Here is a 20,918-nt window from a genome sequence, read left to right on the forward strand (position 1 = left end):
AGGGTACGAACGCCATTAAGGTATCACTTCTGCCACCGCCTGCTACATTGCCGACTATCCTTCGCGCTAGGGTCGTAGTTCGGTGAGAGGATAATTCTGAAAAATAGCCGAACCACCATACAACAGGGGGCGCATCCTCTTTTGGCCGGTCGCCGTCGTTCATCAACGGCGGCTGACGGCCAGAAGCAGTCATCCCGTGATCACTCTACAACCTCTACGCGCAGTATCAGCCAAAAGAGCATCAACGCAGTGAGGAACAATACGGTGTGAGCGGTTTATAAAATGCTCTATTGCACAAGCGCGCGGATGGGGATGGATAAGCTGGCATATTTGAGGGTGTGCTGCTGAAAGCCGACGCGATTTTTGCAGAGAAACTCCCTGAAGAGCGGTTTAGATGCCTATTGAGCTGACCGTCGGGTCGTTGTTCGCCGCAATCCGACTTCTGGGCACTTTGCGTGAGACCAGCGTGATGGTTCAGCCTCCAGATGATTCTGCATCGCACAAAAGCTCCAGCAAGTCATTCGCCAGGGCCGCCGCTTCTTGTCGATAGTCGGTATTCCAGCGGCTCGACCAGTTAATAGGCTTTCCCTCATCCTCCCAATGCGCCAACGCAAGCCCGTTGAGTATTTCAAGCTCGAACCAAATACGCTGCCAGGCGACGGCGTCCTGGACTGACGCTGTGTCTTTCCACTGGAATTCTGTTTGCGCGACAAATGCCGCCCATGCGAACACATCTTCTGAGGCTCGTTCGCCGAGCGTTCGGAAGTATTTCGCGCTAGCCAATTAACGATTCCTTGTAGTCGTGCACCTGTCTAGTAAATGTCCATCCCCGGATACAGAGCTTCAGGTGGATGATAATCGGGGTCCTCAAACCTACTGTTCTGGTAATAGGTTTGGGCCGTCGGTCCATCACCGTTGTAGGTCACCTGCGGATTCGGCGTGAGATGCCAACCGTTTCCTTCTGTGTCGCGCTCAATCAGCGATGCGTACACCCTACAGCTGCCTGATGAGCCGGATGTCAGCCTGAACTGGTAATAGAGTCCGGCTTGGGGAGTAAACTTCGTCGAGATGTGGCAGGAGCGAGTGCGTGACCCCTCCCAGAAAAGATCCACCTGCGTTTCGATACCGGGTCGGATCCGCGTTTCGTAATAGTCCCATGTGAGGTCTTGCCCTGCCTTGGGCATGCCCACGTCTTGTGTATGGGTGAACGGCAGGAGGCCGGTGCGAACAGCGCCGCCCGAACGTTTACCGTTTTCGTATTGGTAAACTTCGGCATGTTGCGTGTAGTCGACGATACGTACCCAGGCAGGATTGGGCTCGTTTTTGGGCGCGGTGAAGTAGTTGGTGTGGGGCAAATACTGGCAACCTGCGAACAACGGCAGCGTCAGGAAACAGAGGGTACGGCGAATAGACATAAAACAGTCCTTTACGGGATTGTTGTACAGACCACAGAACTGCAGGTGAATTTCAAGGCTGGCTCCACTCTGAAGCAAAGTCAGCCGCCATCTGTGTGTTTCGGTGGGGGCGATGGCAAGGTGTCGGCCTCAAAAGAGGTGATTAACAGCATCAGGGCCACCAGTGCACAGGCGAGCCCGGAAACCATCATTGCCACATGAAACCCGTGCTCCATCGCGGGAACAAAAAGTGTAGAAACAATCAGCGAGTCACTTGATGCCACACCATGAGCAATCACATACCGCGCAATCTCAGGCGCTTTGGCTACCCCTTGATCACGCAGCGCGGCAGCTAGCACTCGTGACGCCTCGCTGCTCATGAGCGTGCCCAAAAAGGCGACGCCGATTGTCATGCCCATCTGACGCAACGCGTTCATCGTGGTAGAGGCCCCCCCCATACGATCAATCGGTGCGGCGGTCATAACCGCCATGCTGGTGGCAGGTACTGCGAGACCGGCTCCGAGCCCCAGAAGCCCGAACAGGGTGCCCACAATCCAATAAGGGGTATGTGCTGTGAAGGTCACCATGGTAGACATCGCCAGCGCCGTCACGCCATAACCGGCCACCAGAAGTCTTCGCGATGTCATCACTGCGCTCAAGCGCCCGTACAAAATCGACACGCAGCCGGTGACCAGAAACTGCGGCATCATTCGCCAACCCGTTTCAACCACTGACAAGCCTTGAATCGTCTGTAAATAGATCGAGAAGAAGAACAGGCAGCTGTAGTACGAAAAACCCAGGGTAAAAGAGGCCAGGTTGACCACGGCAAACGAACGCCTGCGAAACAGCGAAAGTGGCAATAACGGTCGATCTACACACCGCTCTACAAACATAAACAAAATAAACACCACCAGGGCAACTGCCAGCGCCGCTATGGGTATCAAAGAGTTCAAGCCCGGCTGGCCGATACTGATGAGCCCATAAGTCAGGCTGGCAAGACACACGACGCTGAGCACTTGCCCTGCCGGATCCAGCGCTGTGCGCGCTTGCTGTTTGTGCTCCCTGATCCCCCAGATGCCCAGGCCTATGGCAATCATCCCAAGAGGCAGGTTGATAACAAAAATACTCTGCCAACCTATGCCATGGAGCAACAAGCCACCCAGCAATGGCCCCAGGATAAGCGCCAATGCGCTGAACGCCGACCAGCCACCAATGACGTGAGCACGCTCTTCAGCGTCTGGAAATGCATGGCTGAGAATTGGCAGGGCACCCGGGATCAGAAGCGCACCGGCGACTCCCTGCACCGCCCTCCCGAACAGCAGTAAATCCAGGTTGGATGCCATAGCGCAAACTGCTGAGCCGACAGTAAACACCCCTACACCTGCCAGCCAGGCCCGCTTATGCCCATAACGATCGGCGATTGGCCCCGAAGACAGCATGAAGGCTGACAAACAGATCGTGTATGCATTGACGACCCATTGAAGACCGGAAATATCCGTTTGCAACGCGTCTTGCAGTGTCGGTAGTGCCACGTTCACGACGCTGATATCCAGCGTAGCGAGAAACGTGCCGAGGTAGGCTGCACATAGCGCCGCTATGCGGGGAAAGCGGCGGGTGACCGGGTTATCTGAGGCGGAGCGATCAATGTTCATGCCTCATGATATTTGCCGACTGACCGTCGGTCAATGGATCATTCCAACTTTTTCCCACCTCGATTGGTTCCCTCCTTTACACTGATTTCCTTTGACGAATTGTTTGAAACGAGACGATGAAAACCAAAGCCCCCGTAAAAGCTCCGGCGACAGAACGTGCTCCCAAGCCCCGGACCAAACCCGCCGAAGTACGTCTGGATGAACTGATGGCGGCAGCCGAGAAGCTTTTTCTAGCTCAGGGGGTCGAGGCCACCACGATCAACGAGATCGTTGAGTCAGCTCAAGTGGCCAAGGGCACGTTTTATCACTACTTTTCTTCCAAGAACGAAATGCTTGACGCTCTGGCCGTGCGCTATACCGAGCGCTTCATGCTCAGCCTGGACAATGCAATGGCGCGCTGCGCTGCCGATGACTGGGAAGAGCGTCTTCGCGCCTGGATTCACGCCAACATCGAAACCTACGTCAAGACATATCGTATCCACGATATCGTCTACGTGAACCACCACCATAATGATCGTGCCAACGGCTCGAAGAACGCTATTCTCGAGCAATTGCTTGCGATTATTGAAGGGGGCAAGCTGGCCGGCAATTGGGCGCCAGAACATCCGAACGTTGTGGCATTGCTCATTTATGCGGGCGTCCATGGCGCGACTGATAACATCATCGCCGCTAATACCGAGGACTTCGCCCCGTTTGCCCATGCCGTTGCTGATGCTTGCCTGCTGATGTTACCCAACGGCGTCAAACAAGCCTGATCGGAGGCGGTGCTTCGGCTAGAAGCAGACGCTCGCCAGTATATTTTGGTGCCTTATCGTTCTACTTGGCGTTGCCTCAGGATATCGGTGGCTGAAGGGAGCTACCATGTGCCTCGTAACCGACCGGGGCACATGAAATGCTCAGGCTTGCCTGGCTGGAAAGGCGCTGACCTGGCGCTATGCATACGTCCCCCCGACATCTCACGCCTGTAGGCGCGAGCTTGCTCGCGAAAACCCCATCAGCCCTCCAACTCGCCAGCCCGATAAATCGCAGTGTGATTGTGAGCCACCCACGCCCTCGACGGTTTGGTTTGTTAGGATCTTTACAGGTAGGTCGACTGACTTAAGTGGACGGTTACGCTGACATTTTCGCATGATCGGAAAAGCGTACGACAACGGTATACCAAGGAAGCTGCTTATGCGCAGACGTCACCTAGGAGCCATCCGCCACATCCAAATCAGTGATCCATTGCCATTGCCGCCTGTGCCGCAAAAAACACGACTGCATCGCTTCTTGCGGCAGGGCGAGTTTGCCGAAATCAGGCCTTGTGTCACTCATGCGAAATTGGCCCTCACTTGACCACTCGTTTGCATCGCATTTGACCAGCCATTTTCAACGGAGTGACCAGCACGAGTCGTGGTCATTGACGGCCACGAATTGCCATCAGCCCTAGATTACAACCGCATTGCCGATGGCCGCGATTGGACGCATATCACGACACGCGTTGCAGGGAATCATCCAGATCGCTCAATTTATCAGCTGTGACATCCTCGCCGGCCGAAAGCAGAAAGTGTAGTATCAGCGACCGATCAATCCGCTGATCTCTGATACCCAATATGCATGCAGCCAACAGAACATCGAACCGCTATGACGGTAAACACGTTGTAATTGTGCATGGTTATACTGCCTCGCCCAATGTGAACTGGTTTCCTTGGTTGGCGGAGGTGCTACGGGAGCAAGGCGCGCAAGTTAGCATTCCAGCTATGCCTGATTCGTTCAATCCTGATCCAATAAAATGGGCATTGGCGTTGCAGCAATCACTGCCAGCAGCTGACACAAACACGATCCTCATAGGGCATAGTCTTGGATGCATCGCTGCTCTACGGCACTTGTTGTCCTTACCCGCACACACCCTAACTGGCGGAGTCTTGCTGGTCTCCGGCTTCGATAGAACGGTGTCTACGTTGCCAGAGCTACACGCCTTCACAGATGCACCGCTGGACCACGCGGAAGTTTGCCGTCGTACACAGAAAATCATCTCGCTGTTTTCCGACAACGATTCAATTGTTGAGCCGGCAGCATCTATCGAACTGTCCCGCAACCTCAAAGCCGAGCAAGAAGTCGTTAGTGGTGGGGGACATTTTCTCGACCGCGAGGGATTTGTACAGTTTCCAGAAATATGTACGGTTATTGCGAGGCTTCTTGGGCACGAGACACAGATTTAGCCGCTGGCGTATCCACGGGACACGCACTCGTTACTGCTATGTCTCGGCGAAGTTCACGCTCCAAGCCGGAGGCTATTACCAATTCATGCTGACATCCGGTTCGGGCGGGACATGTACGTTGTATCCGTCGCTGATCGAACGCGACAAAGATGGGACCGGATGGCATCTGACTCCCAATTCTGAGGTGACGTACGAAGGCGAGGGGCCTACTGCCAAAATGCATTACAACAATAGTCGTTTTGAAGATCCCGATTACCACCCACCTGCGGATCTTTATCCTGGCATCGATGTTAACTGAAGGGCGTGTGATTCACGCCTAGCCGATGGCTGCCACTTACGGATCAATGTCAGGGGATATTTTATGGGTGCCAGGACGTACTGGCTCAGCGAGAGCGAACAAGCGTCGGAGAATCTCTTTGCATGGTCGGCTTTTGTCGCGCAAACCATCGCGCAAATTCTGCACTGAACCATCCACGAAAGGTTCGAACGAATCCAAGCCCAAGCCGTTCTGGTCTCGGCGTGTAAAAGACGCAATGGCAGTTTCGGATCGGACGCTGCCTAGGGCATTAGGCAACCTTGACAGCTTTAAGTGCAACGTCGAGCTGCGATCTGGCATTCGACTCATAGCGGCAGGCGAGCAGTCAAATTACCGAACTCTACAATGTCCGAAACGGATTCCTTCTGAGGCCTTGAGGGCTGCAACGTCTTGCGAGCGATCATCGGAAGGGGCTCCTCTTGATCAGTTGCGGTTCTCACTCGTCTTTTAACGCCGAGTCAGGAACAGGCCCGGTAGCTGCTCTAGCTACCATGTAATCCGATCAATTTCCTCTTGGTTCATCGCACGCCAATCAGTCTGGTGGATACCGTAATCAGCTTGAGCGTACTCAAGTGCCTCCTCCAGCGAAAGCATCAGATGGTCCCCTTCAATCTGCTGGCTGGTGTAATCAATGAAGCGAATCTCCATATAAACCGGTGGTTCGTCCTCACCCTCAACCTCGAGACCAAACAGCACGATAGCCGTAACACTGGGGCGATACTCACAAATGCACCGCACCTTGGCAAAGAGGTACAAGGGGGGCTTTTTCATATAGGGACTCCTTTACTGCTCAAGTGGTGCATGGGGTACAAGCGACAGCACAGGGTCGGTTGCAGCCTATCTCTACCGGCAGCTGACGACCCACAGGTGTCAGCAACCAGAGTCAGAGCGGAGGCCGGGGCTCGCGTCGTATAGCCATCGCGTTCCTGGCTACCACACCAAGATGGGAAATATATCGTGCCGCGTACTCACGACATAAGACTCCAATCCATTTTTCTCAGGATGGATTTGCAAGATCATTTGCGTACTGAAGGTGATGGTGAAAACCCCAAAACTATCAATTGAAAAAGCTTCTACATCGTGGTTTAGAAAGTCGAAAAGTAAAGGGCTTGTGGCAGCATCTTCACCATGCCCCCACTTGCATACCCTATTGATATCACAAGCGAATGGGCACTGAATTAACACGCTAGCCATATCGCCAAAAAGCAGGATCTGCGAACCGATCCCGACAGTTACACCTGTTAGCGCGGAAGGAATCATTTCGGCCAAATCTGAATCATTTATCATCGTGCCGTGCTCTTTTCATACAGGTGGTTGTTGAAGAAGCATAGGCCTGAATCGGCTCTCATTTAGTAGGCAGATCATATAACCATTTGTTAGCGCGGCCACCCAGGCTGACCGTCCGACGTTAGCGGAAGCGGCTTGGGTGACGTCAGCTTTTGGCCGAAAACGGTACTTGGATGAATGACCGCTTTTGGCCGGTTTCTGCCTGTTGCCACCTTCCGACTCGGATCGAGTGCTGCCCGTTGTCCCGCCTGCTGCGAGAAGATCACTACTTATTATGGATGCGAAGCAAGGTTTTTTTCAGATCGAATACAGGCGGGGGTCAACGGAGTGCTATCCCATGAGGTATTCCATTTGGTATTCCAATCAAAATACACAAATAATATTAACTATAATAATCAATAAGATAAATTACCGTTTCAGATTACCCCGGCCCAAATAATCATAAAAAGACGTCCACAGACGTCTTTTTTATACCTGTAATTCAGTAAGCTCATAGGCTTCTTTGCCTTTTAGCAACTGATGCCCGACGCGATAAACGAAGACGCTCCGCTCCGTGTCTAGCCCACCCCAAATGGAGCGCAGCTCGTCTTAGTCTTTGAAGAAATCTGGAAGGATGCCGAACAGGCTTTCTAGAAACTGCGCAGCAGACATTGGCTTGCCATCGGCGCTGAGAAACAAGGTCGTCCTCATATTTTTGATCCGGCGCGCCGAGCCTTTGCTTAACCTGATCTCCCCCGCTCGAATACCGAATTTCCCGCGCGGCGGCCGAGGGGTTCAGGTACCAGATCGATATCTCATGAACCCAGTGGCAAGGCCACTCACGCCCTCGCCGCCCGGTGTAGGGATACGCCGGCGGTCCAACCGATCCAGCGCCCGATTCACCACCGCAGGTCAGTCATGGCTCTCCTTCTCCCTCTTGTGCTTGCGATAATGGGAAAGTGAAATCCCCGTTTGGCGCTTGAAGTAGCGACACAAGTAAGAGGCGTCGGCGAAGTTCAGTTCGTCGGCCACACGGCCAATAGCCAAGTCACTGTATGAAAGGAGCGCCTTGATTTCCAAGGTTACCTGCCGATCGATCAGGCCCTTGGGAGTGTCATTGAAAAACGCTTTGGTCAACTGCGACAGGTAGAACGGCGTGATATTCAGTGCGTCAGCGTAGAACTTCACATCTCGGTTGCGGATGCAGTGTTTACCTATCAATTCCCAGAAGCGCCAACTGAGCATTTCCTTCCGGCTGAATCCACGGTTTTCTATTTGGTTGGCTGGAAGTTGCTCGGCTATTTTCAAAAAGAGGTTCTGCAGCTGATTGCGCAACATGATGCGTTGGTAAGAGGGACAGGTCTGCGCAATATTCCGCATCTGCGTCACCCACCCTTCTATCAGTGGCATGTCGTCCTTGGATGGAACGCAATGGGGATGGTCATGCAGAAAGACGAACAAACTATTTGGCAGCGGGTAGGCAACCTCCGCTGCAAAATCTTTCGGCATAAGGCAGAAAAAAACCTTGAAGCGGCGCGAGCGACGTTTGAGCAAGGCAATGGTGTCCTCGGCCAGCAACATCACTCCTCCGCGCCTGACCGCATGCTCTTTGAAGTTTAGAGTGAAGTGGGCACTACCGGAGAGGCATACCAGCAACGTCAAGTAAGCATGACCGAAAGAGAGCGGTAAACCTTGCCCTTGCGCTAGCGTGGTTTCTCCCATCCGCATCGAATCGTCAGGACCGGAAAGTTTCGGAATGTGATGCATAGTGCCCCAGCGCTATAACAAACAATAGCCATCATCGTATCAGCGCTTGGCGCGGCTGTTGCGAAAAGTACCGAAGAAGCCGAGGTACTGGCGTGTACCGATGGCCTGTCTGCCAATACTCTATCCCGAACGCACCCATCCACTCCGAGTACGGGATATGACACTTAAAACAGAACGACTCTTGCTGCGCCCCTGGCAGGACACAGACGCCGCCGATCTATACGAATATGCCAAAGACGCCCGAGTCGGTCCCATCGCTGGCTGGCCCCCGCACACCAGTGTGGAGAACAGTGCCGACATCATCCGCACAGTCTTCAATCACCCAGAGGTGTACGCGGTCGAATTGAAGGAAAATCGCCGTGCTGTTGGTTGTGTGGGCATTCTCATAGGCAGCAACAGCAATTTTGAAATCAGTGAGCAGGAAGGGGAAATAGCCTACTGGATCGGCGTGCCGTACTGGGGCAAAGGTCTAATTCCGGAAGCCGTGCGTGAAGTGATGCGACACGCTTTTGAAAACCTGAACCTCAAAGCACTGTGGTGTGGTTACTTCGCCGACAACATCCAATCCCATGCTGCCCAATCGAAGTGTGGCTTTCGCTTTCATCACACGGAAGAAAACAAATACAACCAGTTCCTCCAAGACTATCGCACAGAGCACATTAGCCGGATCACCTACCAGGAATGGCTGGAATATTCGAAAGTGTAAGAGCACAAACCGAAGAGGGACTAGAACCTTACCTGGGGTTGTACGAGGAACTGGCCTCCCTTGATACACCGTTACCATTCAGGTGCGGTACACACCCATAAAACATTGATTCAGCTCGATCATCACCCTCATTCAGGCGACGCGATGGAAATCTCACTCACCCAAATAACGCAACAAAACTATGAGGCCATTTGTGAACTGGAGGTCACTGAAGAACAAGAGGACTACGTGGCTAGTAATACTTGGTCGCTCGTTGAGGCCGCGTACAACCCGGGCTACTTCACACGCGCCATCATTGCGGATGAAGAGGCCGTAGGCTTTTTAATGTGGGTGCAGGAATCAAAAGGAAAAGTCTCTATCTGGCGCTTTATGGTGGATAAGAAACATCAGCAGAAATCCATCGGTAGAGCAGCGCTGAGTCTCGCCCTGCATGAAATAAGACAGATCGAAGAGTTGAAAGAAATTGAGATTTGCTACAACCCCAACAACGTCGTCGCCAAAGGGTTTTATTCCAGTTTTGGTTTTATCGAGGTTGGCATGGATGCAGACGGCGAAGATATGCTGGCGAGGATCATCATGTGAACTTGGCCAAATACACGCCGAGCGGCACGATTTCCTTGCCAACGTATTGAGGACGAAATCCACGCGTTCCGGCAGGTAATGCTTCGGGTGGGAGTCCCTCTCTGGAATCCCACTGCACTTCCCATTACCCTGATGCCCTCTATCAGACAACCGGAAGTCCGATACCCGTGTTCAAGCCACTCGCCGCTCTCGCTCTCGCCTGCACCCCTCTGCTTGCAACCGCCGCCGACCTGGCCGGTGTCTGGACAGGCACTCTGGGGAAATCCGCGATTACTGTCTGTTTCAACGGGCCCCACGGCGCCAATGGCAGTTATTACTACCAACGGATCCTCACCCCCATTCAGCTGACCCAAGCCAACGCCAGCGAGCCTTGGGTGGAAGAAGGGCAAACCGGTTTCTGGCAGTTGGACGACCCACAGGACGACCTATTGACCGGCACCTGGAGCAAAGCCTTGGGCGGCAAAAGCCTGGCGCTGATGCTGAAACGCACGGACACGGACGGGTGCGCCAGCGACACTTACAACAACCCGCTTGAGGCCACGCCACCGGCGGTGAAGGTTGAGAGGAAGACGTTCGCCGAACATGCCTACCAGGTGAAAACCCAAGGCGGGCAGGTCATCCTCAAACTTGAAGGCGACACGGAGGCCATCGATAAGATCAACCGGGATCTCGCACGGATGGCCATCAACCCGGACGGACAGACCGATTTCTATAGAGAGCGGCGCAACTCACTGGACCAGGGCGGCAGCACCACGACCAGCGAGATCACGGTGGAACCGGTCTACTGGTCATCACAGTGGATCACCGTGCGTTTCTATCGCTGGTCGGCAGGCTACGGACGCGGAGGCATCAGTTGGGGCCTGCACAGTTGGAACCTGCAAACCGGTAAAAAGGTCGATCCCTGGACGTGGCTGGGAGGCGAGGAGCAATGGGACGGCCCCTATTCCGGCCAGGTCAAACTGCCCGCAGCGTTCAGCGCATGGCTTTCCAAGCAAACCACCGTCGACGAAGGCTGCCCGGCCGTGACCAGCTATTCCACCTTCGACTTGAGCTTCAACACCCAGGGCCTGCAACTTTCGACACCCGCTCAGGGCGATGGCTGTGATAACGAACTGAGCTTTGCGTGGGAGCAATTGGAGCCGGTGCTGACAGCCCAAGGCAAAGCAGCTATACCCAGCTTGAAAGCGCCATAACGGCCTAATCAGCCTTACAAAAATCCATCACTCGTTCACGAAATATTTAGAAACGCCAACGGATACTAGCCCATTGCAATGACCGTTCCCCCGGACGGTCCTCCTGCCCTGGTAGCCACACTCCATGACGCGTCCTGCTTCCCTGCTGCTCCTGCTTGCTGGTCTGTTGTTCTTCTTTGCCCTGGGCAACCATGAGCTGCAAGGCTCCACCGAAGCCCGCGTCGCCGGGATCGCCATGGCCATGCACCTGGACAATAACTGGGTAGTGCCCCAGTTGTTTCGTGAGCCCTTTCTGGAAAAACCGCCCCTGAGTCTGTGGATCGACGCCGGGGCGATTCGCCTGTTCGGCGGCACCACCTGGGCCGTGCGCCTGGCCTCGGCGTTTGCTGGATTGTTCAGCGTGATGCTCCTTTACACCATGCTGCGCCGGTTCGGGCGACCGCAGACGCTGGCGTTCAGCGCGGCCTTGATCTTGGCGACCATGGCCAGCTATTGGAGCAATGCGCGCGGCGTCGGTGAGGATTCGCTGCTCACCCTCGGCGTGACCACTGCGCTGTTGGCGTTCTACCAGGCAGTGCGGCCCGATCGCCAAGGCTCCAGCGTGGGCGCATGGGCACTGTTTACCGCCGGGATGGTGATCGCCACCCTCAGCAAAGGCGTGCTGGGCCTGGCGATGCCGGGCATTGTGATTTTTGTGTACCTGGCCAGCACCAGCCTGATGGACAAACGGCTGCAGATTGGCAACTGGCTCAAGCCGGCACTGTTTACCTTATTGGCGCTGGTGCCACTGGTGATCTGGCTAGGCTTCCTGTTCCAACGCGGGGGTATGCAGGCCGTTGCCGAGGTCTTGCTGACCAACAGCGTCGGCCGCTTCAGCGGCTCGTTTGTCGAAGCCGGGCATTACGAGCCGTTCTACTACTACATTGCCAAGCTGCCCGAGGCGTTCCTGCCTTGGAACATTCTGGTGTACCTGGGCCTGTGGCACTTTCGCAAAAGCCTGGTGCGCAACCGCTACCGTCTGTTCTTCAGCATCTGGCTGGTGGCACAGTTCACCCTGCTGACCCTGGCGTCGAGCAAACGCACCGTTTACCTGATGGCGCTCGCACCGGCCGCCGCCGTCCTGGCCGCGGAATATGCAAGGGTGCTGCTGGACTGGCTGAAAACCCACAAGCCCGCGCTGTACAAGCATCACAGAACCATAGTGGGCGGCGTGTTCACCCTGGCCGTGAGTTGCTACCTGATCGCCGCCTTCTGGTTCGCGCCCAAAGCGGATGTGCGCCAGTCCTTCGTACCGGTGATCAGCCAGGTTCAGGCGTTGAAAGACGAAGGCCGGGAGGTGGTACTGTACCGGCCCAACGAGCGCATCGCCGGAGCCAGCGTGTTTTACCTGCAGGCCTATTTACCGATCCTGCAAACCGAGGCCGAGCTGCACAGCTATCTCGGCGCCAAGCCCGGCAACGTTGCGCTGCTGGACCACACCGATGACTTGACCCGTCCGGTGAAGGAGATCAAGCGGATGTCGATCAATCGCCAGCCTTACTACTTCGTGGAGCAGTAAGGCCGGCGCGGGGCATCAGTGCTTGGTGACTTTGTCCAGGTAGCCCATGGCAAATGCCGAGACCACGAAGGTCATGTGGATGATCACGTACCACATCAGGTGCTGTGGATCGACGTTCTTGGCGTCCATGAAGATGCGCAGCAAGTGGATCGACGAAATCGCCACGATGGAGGCCGCCACTTTCATCTTCAGCGACGAAGAGTCCATGGTGCCCAGCCAGTTGAGTTTCTCTTTGTTGTCATCGATATCCAGCTGCGAGACGAAGTTCTCGTAGCCGGAGATCATCACCATGACCAGCAAGCCGCCGACCAGGGCCATGTCGATCAACGACAGCAGCACCAGGATCAGCTCGGACTCGGCCATCGAGAACACGCTCGGCAGCAAGTGAATCACTTCCTGGAAGAATTTCAGCGCCAGCGCCAGCAACCCGAGGGACAAGCCGAAATAAATCGGCGCCAGCAGCCAGCGCGAGGCGTACATAGCATTTTCGATAAAGCGTTCCATTGGATCTCACACAGCTTGGCTAGAAATGGCGGCGAGTATACCAGCCGCTACAAGACACCTGTCATCACGAGAAAACTGACCTGTGCGGCATCTGTAAGAGAATTTTTCTGCTAGTGTCGAGCCCAATAACAACTCGGCTCGATGACGTCGGACAGGAAAAAACTCAGATGATGGATGTGCGATCCCCTTTGGCCAGTATCGGCCTGTGCGCGGCATTGCTGCTGGCTGGCGGCTGCTCACCCAGCGACGAGCAGAAGCAGACCACCCTCGAAGAGAAAACCGCCAAATTCGAACAATCCCTCGACAGCATCCAGGACCCCAAGCTGCGCGACGCCGTCGCCGACCTGGGCGGTTCGCTGCTGTTACTGGAACGGGCGCGGGTCAAACTCGCCACCAAGCCCATCGAAGCCGAATACGGTGACGACACACTGGCCCTGCTCAAGCACTACCCCACCCCCCAGGCGCTGGTGGACACCTACATCAATGGCCTGTTCGTGCTGCGCAAGAACTCCCATTCCGACTACCTGACCGACTTGCAGCCGGTGTTTCCCTTCAACTTCAACATCCCCGACCAATTTCCCTTCCCCCACGGGCTGGAATGGCAGTCGGTGACCTTGAGCAACAACAAGGTCATCCCCTTCCAGCCAGAGTGGTCGGAAACCGATCCGGGCATCCAACTGAGCCCCAGCAGCTCCAACCTGACCAACCCTGACGATTTGACGGTGACCTACCCGTTCATCGACGGCATCGAGACGGAAAACAAGAGCCAGCCACAGCCCGTCAGCCTCAAGGGCACGGTTGAAGTGGTCGCGCCAGGCAAGGTGCTGACCTTTGACCTGTCGAAACAGGACGTCGGCCACAAGCGCACCGAAGGCAACATCACCCTCAACCTGATCCTGCTGGAAAAAAACTACGCCGAGATCGAGCTGACCAACAGCCAGCCACTGGCCCCGGAAGTCGGCGACGAATCGCCCAACCCGCTGCTGGTCCAGGCGCGCGACAGCACCGGGCAGTTCCTCACACGCTCGGGCTCGATCAATGAAAGCAGTGTCCAAGTTGCGTTTTACGAGAAACAACTGGCCGAGATGCAAAAACAGAAGACCTGGTCCGAGGCGTTCGAAAAGCAGTTGATCGATGAGCAGAAAGCCTTCGAACACAAGCAAAGCGGCCACTACGCCAAGGTGTACTTCAATGGCGTGATCGACAACCTGCAAGTCAACGTGCTGGATTTCTCCACCGCCACGCGCACCCGTAAAGACCTCGATCTGCCGGTGCTGCGTTTCGACAGGAACAGCTTGCAGAAAACCGTGCAGGCCCTGCCGATGCCGGTCACCGTGTACGACGACGGCGCCGCCAATTGGCTCAAAGACGCAAGCATGACCGAGGACCAGTTGAAAAACAGCGTCACCATCAGCCAGTCCGTCGAAGACGCCAGCGCAGCGCACATCGTGTTCGACCACCCGTTTACCTTCAATGACGATTTGGTGGGCAGCGAGCGCAACAGCAGCGATTCACCGGTGACCTTCTTCACCGCCGACGAAAAAGGCGAGCGCGGCGAGCCGATCGAGTTGCCGACCGAGGCCTTTGAGCTGAACCCGGCACGCGGCACCCTGACCTATGATCTCACCCTGTTCCCGGAAAACCCGGCCTTTGTGGTGGGCTCGATTCCGCTGTTCCTGGCAACCATCGATAAACACGAGATTGACGCGAACACGCTGCCCAAAGGGCTTGAACTCAAAGACAACGCGCTGATCGTCGACCAAAAGGCATTCCCCGCCGACAGCTGGCGTTTCTACGCCAAAGACGCCAGTGGCAACTACCTCAAGGAAATCCTCGGCGTCAGCCACCGCGCCGAGGAATACGGCACGGCGATGTTTGACGTGCATTACTTCTACGGCCAGCCAACCACCCTGGAAAGCTACCAGCGCACCGACCTGAGCACCGTGCAATATGGCTTCGAGGTCAAGTTGGACAAACCCGAGATCAAATAGCGGTCAGTGCTGGGTCTCACCATTGAGCTGTCGCAGATGGGCCTGCATGTGCAGGCACCAGATCTGCGGGTCACCCGCCTGCTCGTAGCCGTGCTGGGTCAGGCTGTCCACGATGGACTCCAGAATATTTTCCGCAACGAAGGGCCCAGGGAACGGGCCTTGGGACTTGATGGTGGAGGGCTGTTCACCGGTCATTCCGGCGGCAAACAACAAGGTCCACATCCCGTTATCCCCCGCGAGAGGGCGAATGGAACATTCGATACGGGTGACCAGGCCAAAGCACTGGCGGGTAAGGCAAAGGTTGCGCGGCATGGCGGCGACCCTCGGTAGATCGGTGTTCAACCTGCGCCTGGGGCGAGGCTGTTTCTATCCCGCGACTCCTGTGGATATCCCTTGAGCAAAGAATAGAAGAAAACCACGACAAACCAAGGTTGTAGGGACCAACGGGCGTTGGCCCCCAACCCAAGTCAATTTAATGACGAGTCAGCCATCAGGTCGGTTTGGCTTCGGCCAGCGCCTGCTGTGCCAACTCCTTCTCCGCTTCCTTGAGGTCTTCCTCGCTGATCATCTCGGCAATCGCGCGCAACCGCTCTACCACGCGCGCGTTCACCGTGCCTTCCGGGAACTGCCCCTCGGCGTCCGGCTCACCGGCATCCTCGCCCACCAGCAGGCTCAGCGCCTCGTCGGCCTGGCGCACCGCATAGATGTGAAACTGCCCGGCGCGCACGGCCGCCAGCACCTTCTCATCGAGCATCAACGTGGCGACGTTGGCCTGGGGAATGATTGCGCCCTGCTCACCGGTCAAACCGCGTGCTTCACACAGCCGGAAGAAGCCTTCGATCTTCTCGTTGACCCCACCCACTGCCTGCACTTCACCAAACTGGTTGATGGAGCCGGTGATGGCAAAGCACTGCTTGAGCGGCGTCTTCGACAACGCCGAGATCAAGGTGCACGCCTCGCCCAAGGACGCACTGTCGCCGTCCACGTAGCCGTAAGACTGCTCCAGCGCGATGCTCGCCGAGATCGCCAGCGGGAATTCCTGGGCATAGCGGCTGCCCAGGTAACCCGTGAGGATCATCACCCCCTTGGAGTGGATCGGCTGGCCGAGGTTGACCTCGCGCTCGATGTCGACAATGCCGCTGCCGCCCGGGTACACCGTGGCGGAAATCCGCGCCGGCACGCCGAAGGCCGAGTCACCGACCTCCAGCACCGTCAGCCCGTTGCACTTGCCTACCGCCGCACCCGCGGTGTCGATGAGGATGACTCCGGCGAGCATGTCGTCGAGGATCCGCGCCGACACCCGCCCGGTGCGCGTGGCCTTGGCCTTGAGGGCGCGCTCGATATGGCCCGCATCGGTCATCTCGTCGCCCGCCAGGTGACGAATGAAGTCCGCCTCACTGACCAGTTGGAACAAGTCGCCAATTCGCGCCGACAAACGCCCCTGATGCTCCGCCAACCGTGCGCTGTAAGTGGCCAGCCGCGCCACCGCGTCCGACGTCAGCGGCGCCATGCCTTCTTCCGACGTGCGGGTTTTGAGCAACTGGGCGAACTGCTCCAGGCTTTCGTCCACCATCGGGATGTCTTCGTCGAAGTCCACCAGTACGCGGAACATCTCCTGGAAATCCGGATCGGCGTCCTGCAGCGCGTAGTACAGCTGGCGCGAACCGATGATGATCACTTTGACCTGCAACGGAATCATCTGCGGGTTGAGGGTCACGGTGGCCAGGCGACCCAGCTCGCCCAGGGGCGATTCCATTTTCAGCTTGCGCGATTGCAGGGAGCGTTTAAGAGCGTCCCAGACAAACGGCTCGCTGAGCATTTTCTCGGCTTCCAGGATCAGGAAACCACCGTTGGCACGGTGCAACGCGCCCGGACGCAACTGGCGATAAGTGGTGTAGAGCGCGCCCTGGTCGGTGCTGTATTCGATCCGCCCGAACAGGTTGTCGTAGGTCGGGTGCGGCTCAAACACCACGGGGGCGCCACCGTTGACCGGATGGCCCACCACCAGGCTCGGGCAGTACTGCTCTTCCAGCAGCTTGCGCGCCTGGGCGTCGGTCTTGGCGTCGTCCACCAATTGCTCGACCACGGTCTTGAGCAGGTACACCTGCATGGCTTGCAGGTAACCGCAGACCGCGGCGTTTTCGGCATACTTTTCCGACAACGGTGCAAGCAATGGTTGCAGGGCCAGGGTGATGGTTTCTTCGTTGAACTGGCGCAGTTGATTGTTCGACTCACGCTTCCACTGCGGCAGGCTGGCCAATTCTTCGTTGAGGCGTTCTTCCAGCTCGGAAATGTCCGTGTGGAAACGTTCGCGATCGGCTTCCGGCAACTGCGAAAACTCGGCCTCGTCCAGCGCCTTGCCGTCGAGCATCGGGGTGAAGGCGATATTGGTGCTGTCGCGGTACAGCGCCACGTCTTTTTCCAGGGCCAGGCGTTCGATAACGTCCAGGGCCTTGTCGTAACGCTGGTTGAAGGCACGGTCGATGGCGCTTTTGCGCTGTTGATACGTCGGGTGTTCGAAGACGGCCGGGAAGGTGGCAACGAGGTTGTCGACCAAACCGTTGATGTCATTGATGAACGCCGCCGCAGCGCCGCCTGGCAACTCCAGGGCACGGGGTTCGCGGGGTTCATCGAAATTATTCACATAGACCCAATCCGCCGGGGTCTGCAGGCGCTTGCCTTCGGCTTTCAGGTAGCGTTTGACGAACGAAAAGCGGCCGGTACCGGGCTCGCCCATGACAAACACGTTGTAACCGGGGCGTGGCATGGCCACACCGAACTGCAAGGCTTCAACCGCACGTTCCTGGCCAAGCACACCGCGAAAGGGCTCCAAATCATTGGTGGTCGAGAAGCTGAACTGTTCAGCGGAGAAAGGGCGAGTCAGCGCTTCGGGCGCTAGACGCAAGCTGGCAGCAACAGGATCAGGCATCGGGCTTCCTTACATCAGGCGGGGCAGATGACGGCATTCTGGCTCTCGGTTGCGCGCTCTGGCAAGGCGCGCTTTCGGGAAAGCGTAGACGTGGGATGCGACCTGCAGAAATATCGCGACATCGCCAATTGTTTTATAAAAATGCACGGAACCCTTGGAACGTGCCTAAACTCCAAATTGCGCGGGTTGGACTAATAACTGGCCCCTAGGGCGCTGCGACGCGCCTGAACCCTTGTCCATTGGTTTGCACACAAAGAGAACAAAGCTATGAAACGGATCCTTCTCGGTACTCTCTTCACCGTCGTCTCCCTCAATGCAATGGCAGAAGCACCAGGCGGCCCGAACTGCGGTTGGGGCAACATGTTGTTCGAAGGCCAGCGCGGCACTCCAGCTCACTTCCTGGCTTCCACCACTAACGGTACTTCGGGTAACGCCACCTTCGGCATGACCTCAGGCACCAACGGTTGCAGCACCAACAGCGCCCTGTCCTACGGCGGCAAGTCCTGGATTGCCATGAATGGCATGATGAACGAGCTGTCCGAAGACATGGCCAAAGGCAACGGCGAGGCGCTGACCACCTACGCCGTGGTACTGGGCGTTGCACCGGAAGATCGCGAGCACTTCGCGGCTGTGACCCACGAGCACTTCCAGCAGATCTTCAGCAAGGCTGACGTGACCGCTGATGACGTGCACAACAACACCATTGCTGTACTGAAAAGTGATGCCCGTCTGGCGAAATACGCGACCCAGGCTTAAGCTCGACCAGCCCGCGCCTACCAAGGCGCGGGTTTTATTTTGGACCCGCCTCCCCTTTGGGTCTCTTTTATTTCCGACTTAAGTTGCCCCTATGCTCAAACGCTTTGCCTGGATGGCACTCTTCGCCTGCGCCCCGCTGTACGCGGCCCCGCACCTTGATGATCAACGTTTGCAGCAATTGGCCAATGATCCGTTTTGGCTGTCCCTCGGCCATTACGAAGCCGGGAAGGTCAGTGGCTGGCGCAGCTATGTCAGCGACAAGAAGTTCTTCCTCGCAGCCGACGGTGCCCACCACCCGGATGCCGAGCTCAAGGCCACCGTTGACGCGCTCTACGCGCCGGCCAGCCTGGGTGAAAAACACGCCCAATGCGTTTACCCCGCACGGACCCGCTGGCTCAAGGATCAGTTGCACCTCACTGACCTGCCTGCCGTGGACTGCACAGAATTCAAGCAATGGTTCAAGGACGTCTCCCCCCATAGCGCGGTGATGATCTTCCCGGCGGCCTACCTCAACAGCCCGTCGTCCATGTTCGGCCACACCCTGCTGCGCATCGACCAGGCCGACGTGCAAAGCAACAACACCGCCCTGCTCAGCTACGCGATCAACTTCGGCGCCTATATCGAGGGCTCCGACAACAGCATTCTCTACGCCTGGAAAGGCCTGATGGGCGGCTATCCCGGCCTGTTCGCCCTGGTGCCTTATCAGGAGAAGCTGTCGGAGTACCGTAGCCTTGAGAACCGCGACCTGTGGGAATATCGGCTTAACCTGACGCAAGTCGAGACCGAGCGCATGGTCGAGCACGTGTGGGAGCTCAAGCAGATCCAGTTCGACTACTTTTTCTTCGACGAAAACTGCTCGTATCGCCTGCTGGAACTGCTGCAAGTGGCCCGCCCCGGGCTGCGTCTGACCGAACAGTTCCCGCTGACCGCCATCCCGACCGACACGGTCAAGGCCGTAAAAGACGCAGGCCTGGTAGAAAAAATCGACTATCGCCCCTCCCGTGAACGCGAATTGCTGGAACGCGCCAAGCCGCTCGATAGCGACGAACAGCGCTGGGTATTAAAGATCAGCGACGACCAGAAGCAATTGCAGGAGCCCGCCTTCAAAGCCCTGCCCCGCGAGCGTCAGGCCCTGATCATCGACGCCGCCTACCGCCTTGGCCGCTACCGCGCCAACGGCCTGGAACGTGACACCGCCCGCTCCCAGCGCAGCTTCGAGCTGCTGCGCGCGATCAACCAGAACCCGGCGCCCGACTTGAAAATCACACCGCCCGGCCTACCGGAAAACGGCCATGAATCCCGCACCTGGCAAGCCGGCATCGGCACCCGTGGCGATAAGGCTTTCGGTGAATACGGCCTGCGCATGGCCTACCACGACCTCAATGACAACGCCGAAGGTTTCCCCCTGGGCGCGCAGATCGAAATCCTGCAGATGAAACTGCGCCAGTACGAAGGCAACCACTGGCAACTGCAGCAACTGGATCTGGCCACCATTCGCTCCCTGACCCCGCGCAACGCCCTGTTGCAACCGTGGTCATGGCAAGTCACCGGCGGCCTTGAACGTGTACCGGGTAAACACGACGACGAAACCCTGGTCGCCCACGTCAACGGCGGCGCCGGCGGCACCTGGCAGTTGAGCGACGACATGCTCGGCTTCGCCCTCGGCACCGTGCGCGTGGAGCACAACAACGACTTCAACGAAGCCATCTCCCCTGCCGCCGGCTTCAATACAGGCGTGCTGTGGAAAAACCCGCTGGGCAACCTGAGCCTGGAAGCCAAGGGTGACTTTTTCACCAACGGCGAAGTACGCCGCAGCATCAGCCTCAACCAGCAGTGGGAATTGTCGCGCAACCTTGGCCTGCGCCTGAGCGCACAGCGCGAGTACAGCCATTTGTCGACGCCCGTGAATGAAGTGATGCTGGAAGTGAAGTGGTATCACTACTGATCGAAACCTGGCGACGATCAACATGTGGGAGCGGGCTTGCTCGCGAATGCGGTGTATCAGCCCAAGTTTTCAGTGACTGACACTCCGCAATCGCGAGCAAGCCCGCTCCCACATGGATCACCCTGTATTCAACTACATCGCATTGCCTATCCAACCAG

Annotated in this window: 18 protein-coding genes; 9 read left to right on the forward strand and 9 right to left on the reverse strand. The window is 56.8% G+C overall.

The genetic code is table 11. The annotated features are described in order from the left end of the window. Nucleotides 1-474: 474 nt before the first annotated feature. The 3 genes from AB4N92_RS08080 to AB4N92_RS08090 form a co-directional block, all read right to left on the reverse strand. Nucleotides 475-783, reverse strand: a complete 309-nt coding sequence (locus AB4N92_RS08080) for a hypothetical protein (RefSeq protein WP_015885952.1) — start codon at nucleotides 781-783, stop codon at nucleotides 475-477. A 29-nt stretch (nucleotides 784-812) separates the two neighbouring features. After that, the gene (locus AB4N92_RS08085) at nucleotides 813-1,415 is read right to left on the reverse strand and encodes a hypothetical protein (protein ID WP_460129778.1); all 603 of its coding nucleotides are present in this window, start codon (nucleotides 1,413-1,415) and stop codon (nucleotides 813-815) included. Between the two features lie 80 nt (nucleotides 1,416-1,495). Continuing rightward, a complete protein-coding gene (locus tag AB4N92_RS08090; protein WP_460129780.1) occupies nucleotides 1,496-3,046 on the reverse strand; it encodes an MFS transporter in 1,551 nt (516 codons plus the stop codon). 116 nt (nucleotides 3,047-3,162) lie between these two features. Between AB4N92_RS08090 and AB4N92_RS08095 the strand changes: the two genes are divergently transcribed. After that, nucleotides 3,163-3,801, forward strand: a complete 639-nt coding sequence (locus AB4N92_RS08095; protein WP_460129781.1) for a TetR/AcrR family transcriptional regulator — start codon at nucleotides 3,163-3,165, stop codon at nucleotides 3,799-3,801. Nucleotides 3,802-4,638: 837 nt separating this feature from the next. Continuing rightward, complete coding sequence (locus tag AB4N92_RS08100; RefSeq protein WP_003192641.1) at nucleotides 4,639-5,247, forward strand: RBBP9/YdeN family alpha/beta hydrolase; 609 nt, start codon at nucleotides 4,639-4,641, stop codon at nucleotides 5,245-5,247. A gap of 802 nt (nucleotides 5,248-6,049) precedes the next feature. Here the strand turns inward: AB4N92_RS08100 and AB4N92_RS08105 are convergent. The 3 genes from AB4N92_RS08105 to AB4N92_RS08115 form a co-directional block, all read right to left on the reverse strand. Next, nucleotides 6,050-6,334 carry a hypothetical protein gene (locus AB4N92_RS08105; protein WP_032900782.1) on the reverse strand — a complete coding sequence of 95 codons (285 nt, stop codon included), beginning with the start codon at nucleotides 6,332-6,334 and terminating at the stop codon, nucleotides 6,050-6,052. A gap of 159 nt (nucleotides 6,335-6,493) precedes the next feature. Next, complete coding sequence (locus AB4N92_RS08110; RefSeq protein WP_003192646.1) at nucleotides 6,494-6,850, reverse strand: hypothetical protein; 357 nt, start codon at nucleotides 6,848-6,850, stop codon at nucleotides 6,494-6,496. 891 nt (nucleotides 6,851-7,741) lie between these two features. Beyond that, the gene (locus tag AB4N92_RS08115; RefSeq protein ID WP_183703480.1) at nucleotides 7,742-8,596 is read right to left on the reverse strand and encodes a helix-turn-helix domain-containing protein; all 855 of its coding nucleotides are present in this window, start codon (nucleotides 8,594-8,596) and stop codon (nucleotides 7,742-7,744) included. Nucleotides 8,597-8,753: 157 nt separating this feature from the next. On the opposite strand from AB4N92_RS08115, the gene AB4N92_RS08120 reads away from it, so the two are divergent. From AB4N92_RS08120 to AB4N92_RS08135, 4 genes are all read left to right on the forward strand, one after another. Continuing rightward, nucleotides 8,754-9,302, forward strand: a complete 549-nt coding sequence (locus AB4N92_RS08120) for a GNAT family N-acetyltransferase (RefSeq protein ID WP_021492923.1) — start codon at nucleotides 8,754-8,756, stop codon at nucleotides 9,300-9,302. A gap of 144 nt (nucleotides 9,303-9,446) precedes the next feature. Beyond that, a complete protein-coding gene (locus tag AB4N92_RS08125) occupies nucleotides 9,447-9,884 on the forward strand; it encodes a GNAT family N-acetyltransferase (protein WP_042570844.1) in 438 nt (145 codons plus the stop codon). A gap of 167 nt (nucleotides 9,885-10,051) precedes the next feature. After that, complete coding sequence (locus AB4N92_RS08130; RefSeq protein ID WP_042570845.1) at nucleotides 10,052-11,077, forward strand: hypothetical protein; 1,026 nt, start codon at nucleotides 10,052-10,054, stop codon at nucleotides 11,075-11,077. Nucleotides 11,078-11,201: 124 nt separating this feature from the next. Next, nucleotides 11,202-12,635, forward strand: a complete 1,434-nt coding sequence (locus tag AB4N92_RS08135; RefSeq protein WP_236267653.1) for an ArnT family glycosyltransferase — start codon at nucleotides 11,202-11,204, stop codon at nucleotides 12,633-12,635. Between the two features lie 15 nt (nucleotides 12,636-12,650). Here the strand turns inward: AB4N92_RS08135 and AB4N92_RS08140 are convergent, their stop codons facing one another. Then, nucleotides 12,651-13,139, reverse strand: coding sequence for a TIGR00645 family protein (locus AB4N92_RS08140; protein ID WP_010206662.1), 489 nt, complete (start codon nucleotides 13,137-13,139; stop codon nucleotides 12,651-12,653). 167 nt (nucleotides 13,140-13,306) lie between these two features. On the opposite strand from AB4N92_RS08140, the gene AB4N92_RS08145 reads away from it, so the two are divergent. Continuing rightward, entirely contained in the window at nucleotides 13,307-15,130 is a 1,824-nt protein-coding gene (locus AB4N92_RS08145; protein ID WP_236267652.1) for a hypothetical protein, read from the forward strand. 3 nt (nucleotides 15,131-15,133) lie between these two features. Here AB4N92_RS08145 and AB4N92_RS08150 read toward each other — a convergent pair whose 3' ends face one another. Further along, the gene (locus AB4N92_RS08150) at nucleotides 15,134-15,442 is read right to left on the reverse strand and encodes a PA4575 family protein (RefSeq protein WP_010206664.1); all 309 of its coding nucleotides are present in this window, start codon (nucleotides 15,440-15,442) and stop codon (nucleotides 15,134-15,136) included. Nucleotides 15,443-15,620: 178 nt separating this feature from the next. After that, complete coding sequence (locus AB4N92_RS08155) at nucleotides 15,621-18,059, reverse strand: Lon protease family protein (RefSeq protein WP_042570846.1); 2,439 nt, start codon at nucleotides 18,057-18,059, stop codon at nucleotides 15,621-15,623. Nucleotides 18,060-18,326: 267 nt separating this feature from the next. Here AB4N92_RS08155 and AB4N92_RS08160 point away from each other — a divergent pair, with 267 nt between their 5' ends. Together AB4N92_RS08160 and AB4N92_RS08165 are read left to right on the forward strand one after the other, a co-directional pair. After that, nucleotides 18,327-18,815, forward strand: coding sequence for a DUF3015 domain-containing protein (locus tag AB4N92_RS08160; RefSeq protein ID WP_010206666.1), 489 nt, complete (start codon nucleotides 18,327-18,329; stop codon nucleotides 18,813-18,815). A 91-nt stretch (nucleotides 18,816-18,906) separates the two neighbouring features. Next, nucleotides 18,907-20,760, forward strand: a complete 1,854-nt coding sequence (locus AB4N92_RS08165) for an Lnb N-terminal periplasmic domain-containing protein (protein ID WP_154847188.1) — start codon at nucleotides 18,907-18,909, stop codon at nucleotides 20,758-20,760. Nucleotides 20,761-20,918: the final 158 nt, after the last annotated feature.

The sequence above is a fragment of the Pseudomonas sp. S3_A09 genome (assembly GCF_054668065.1).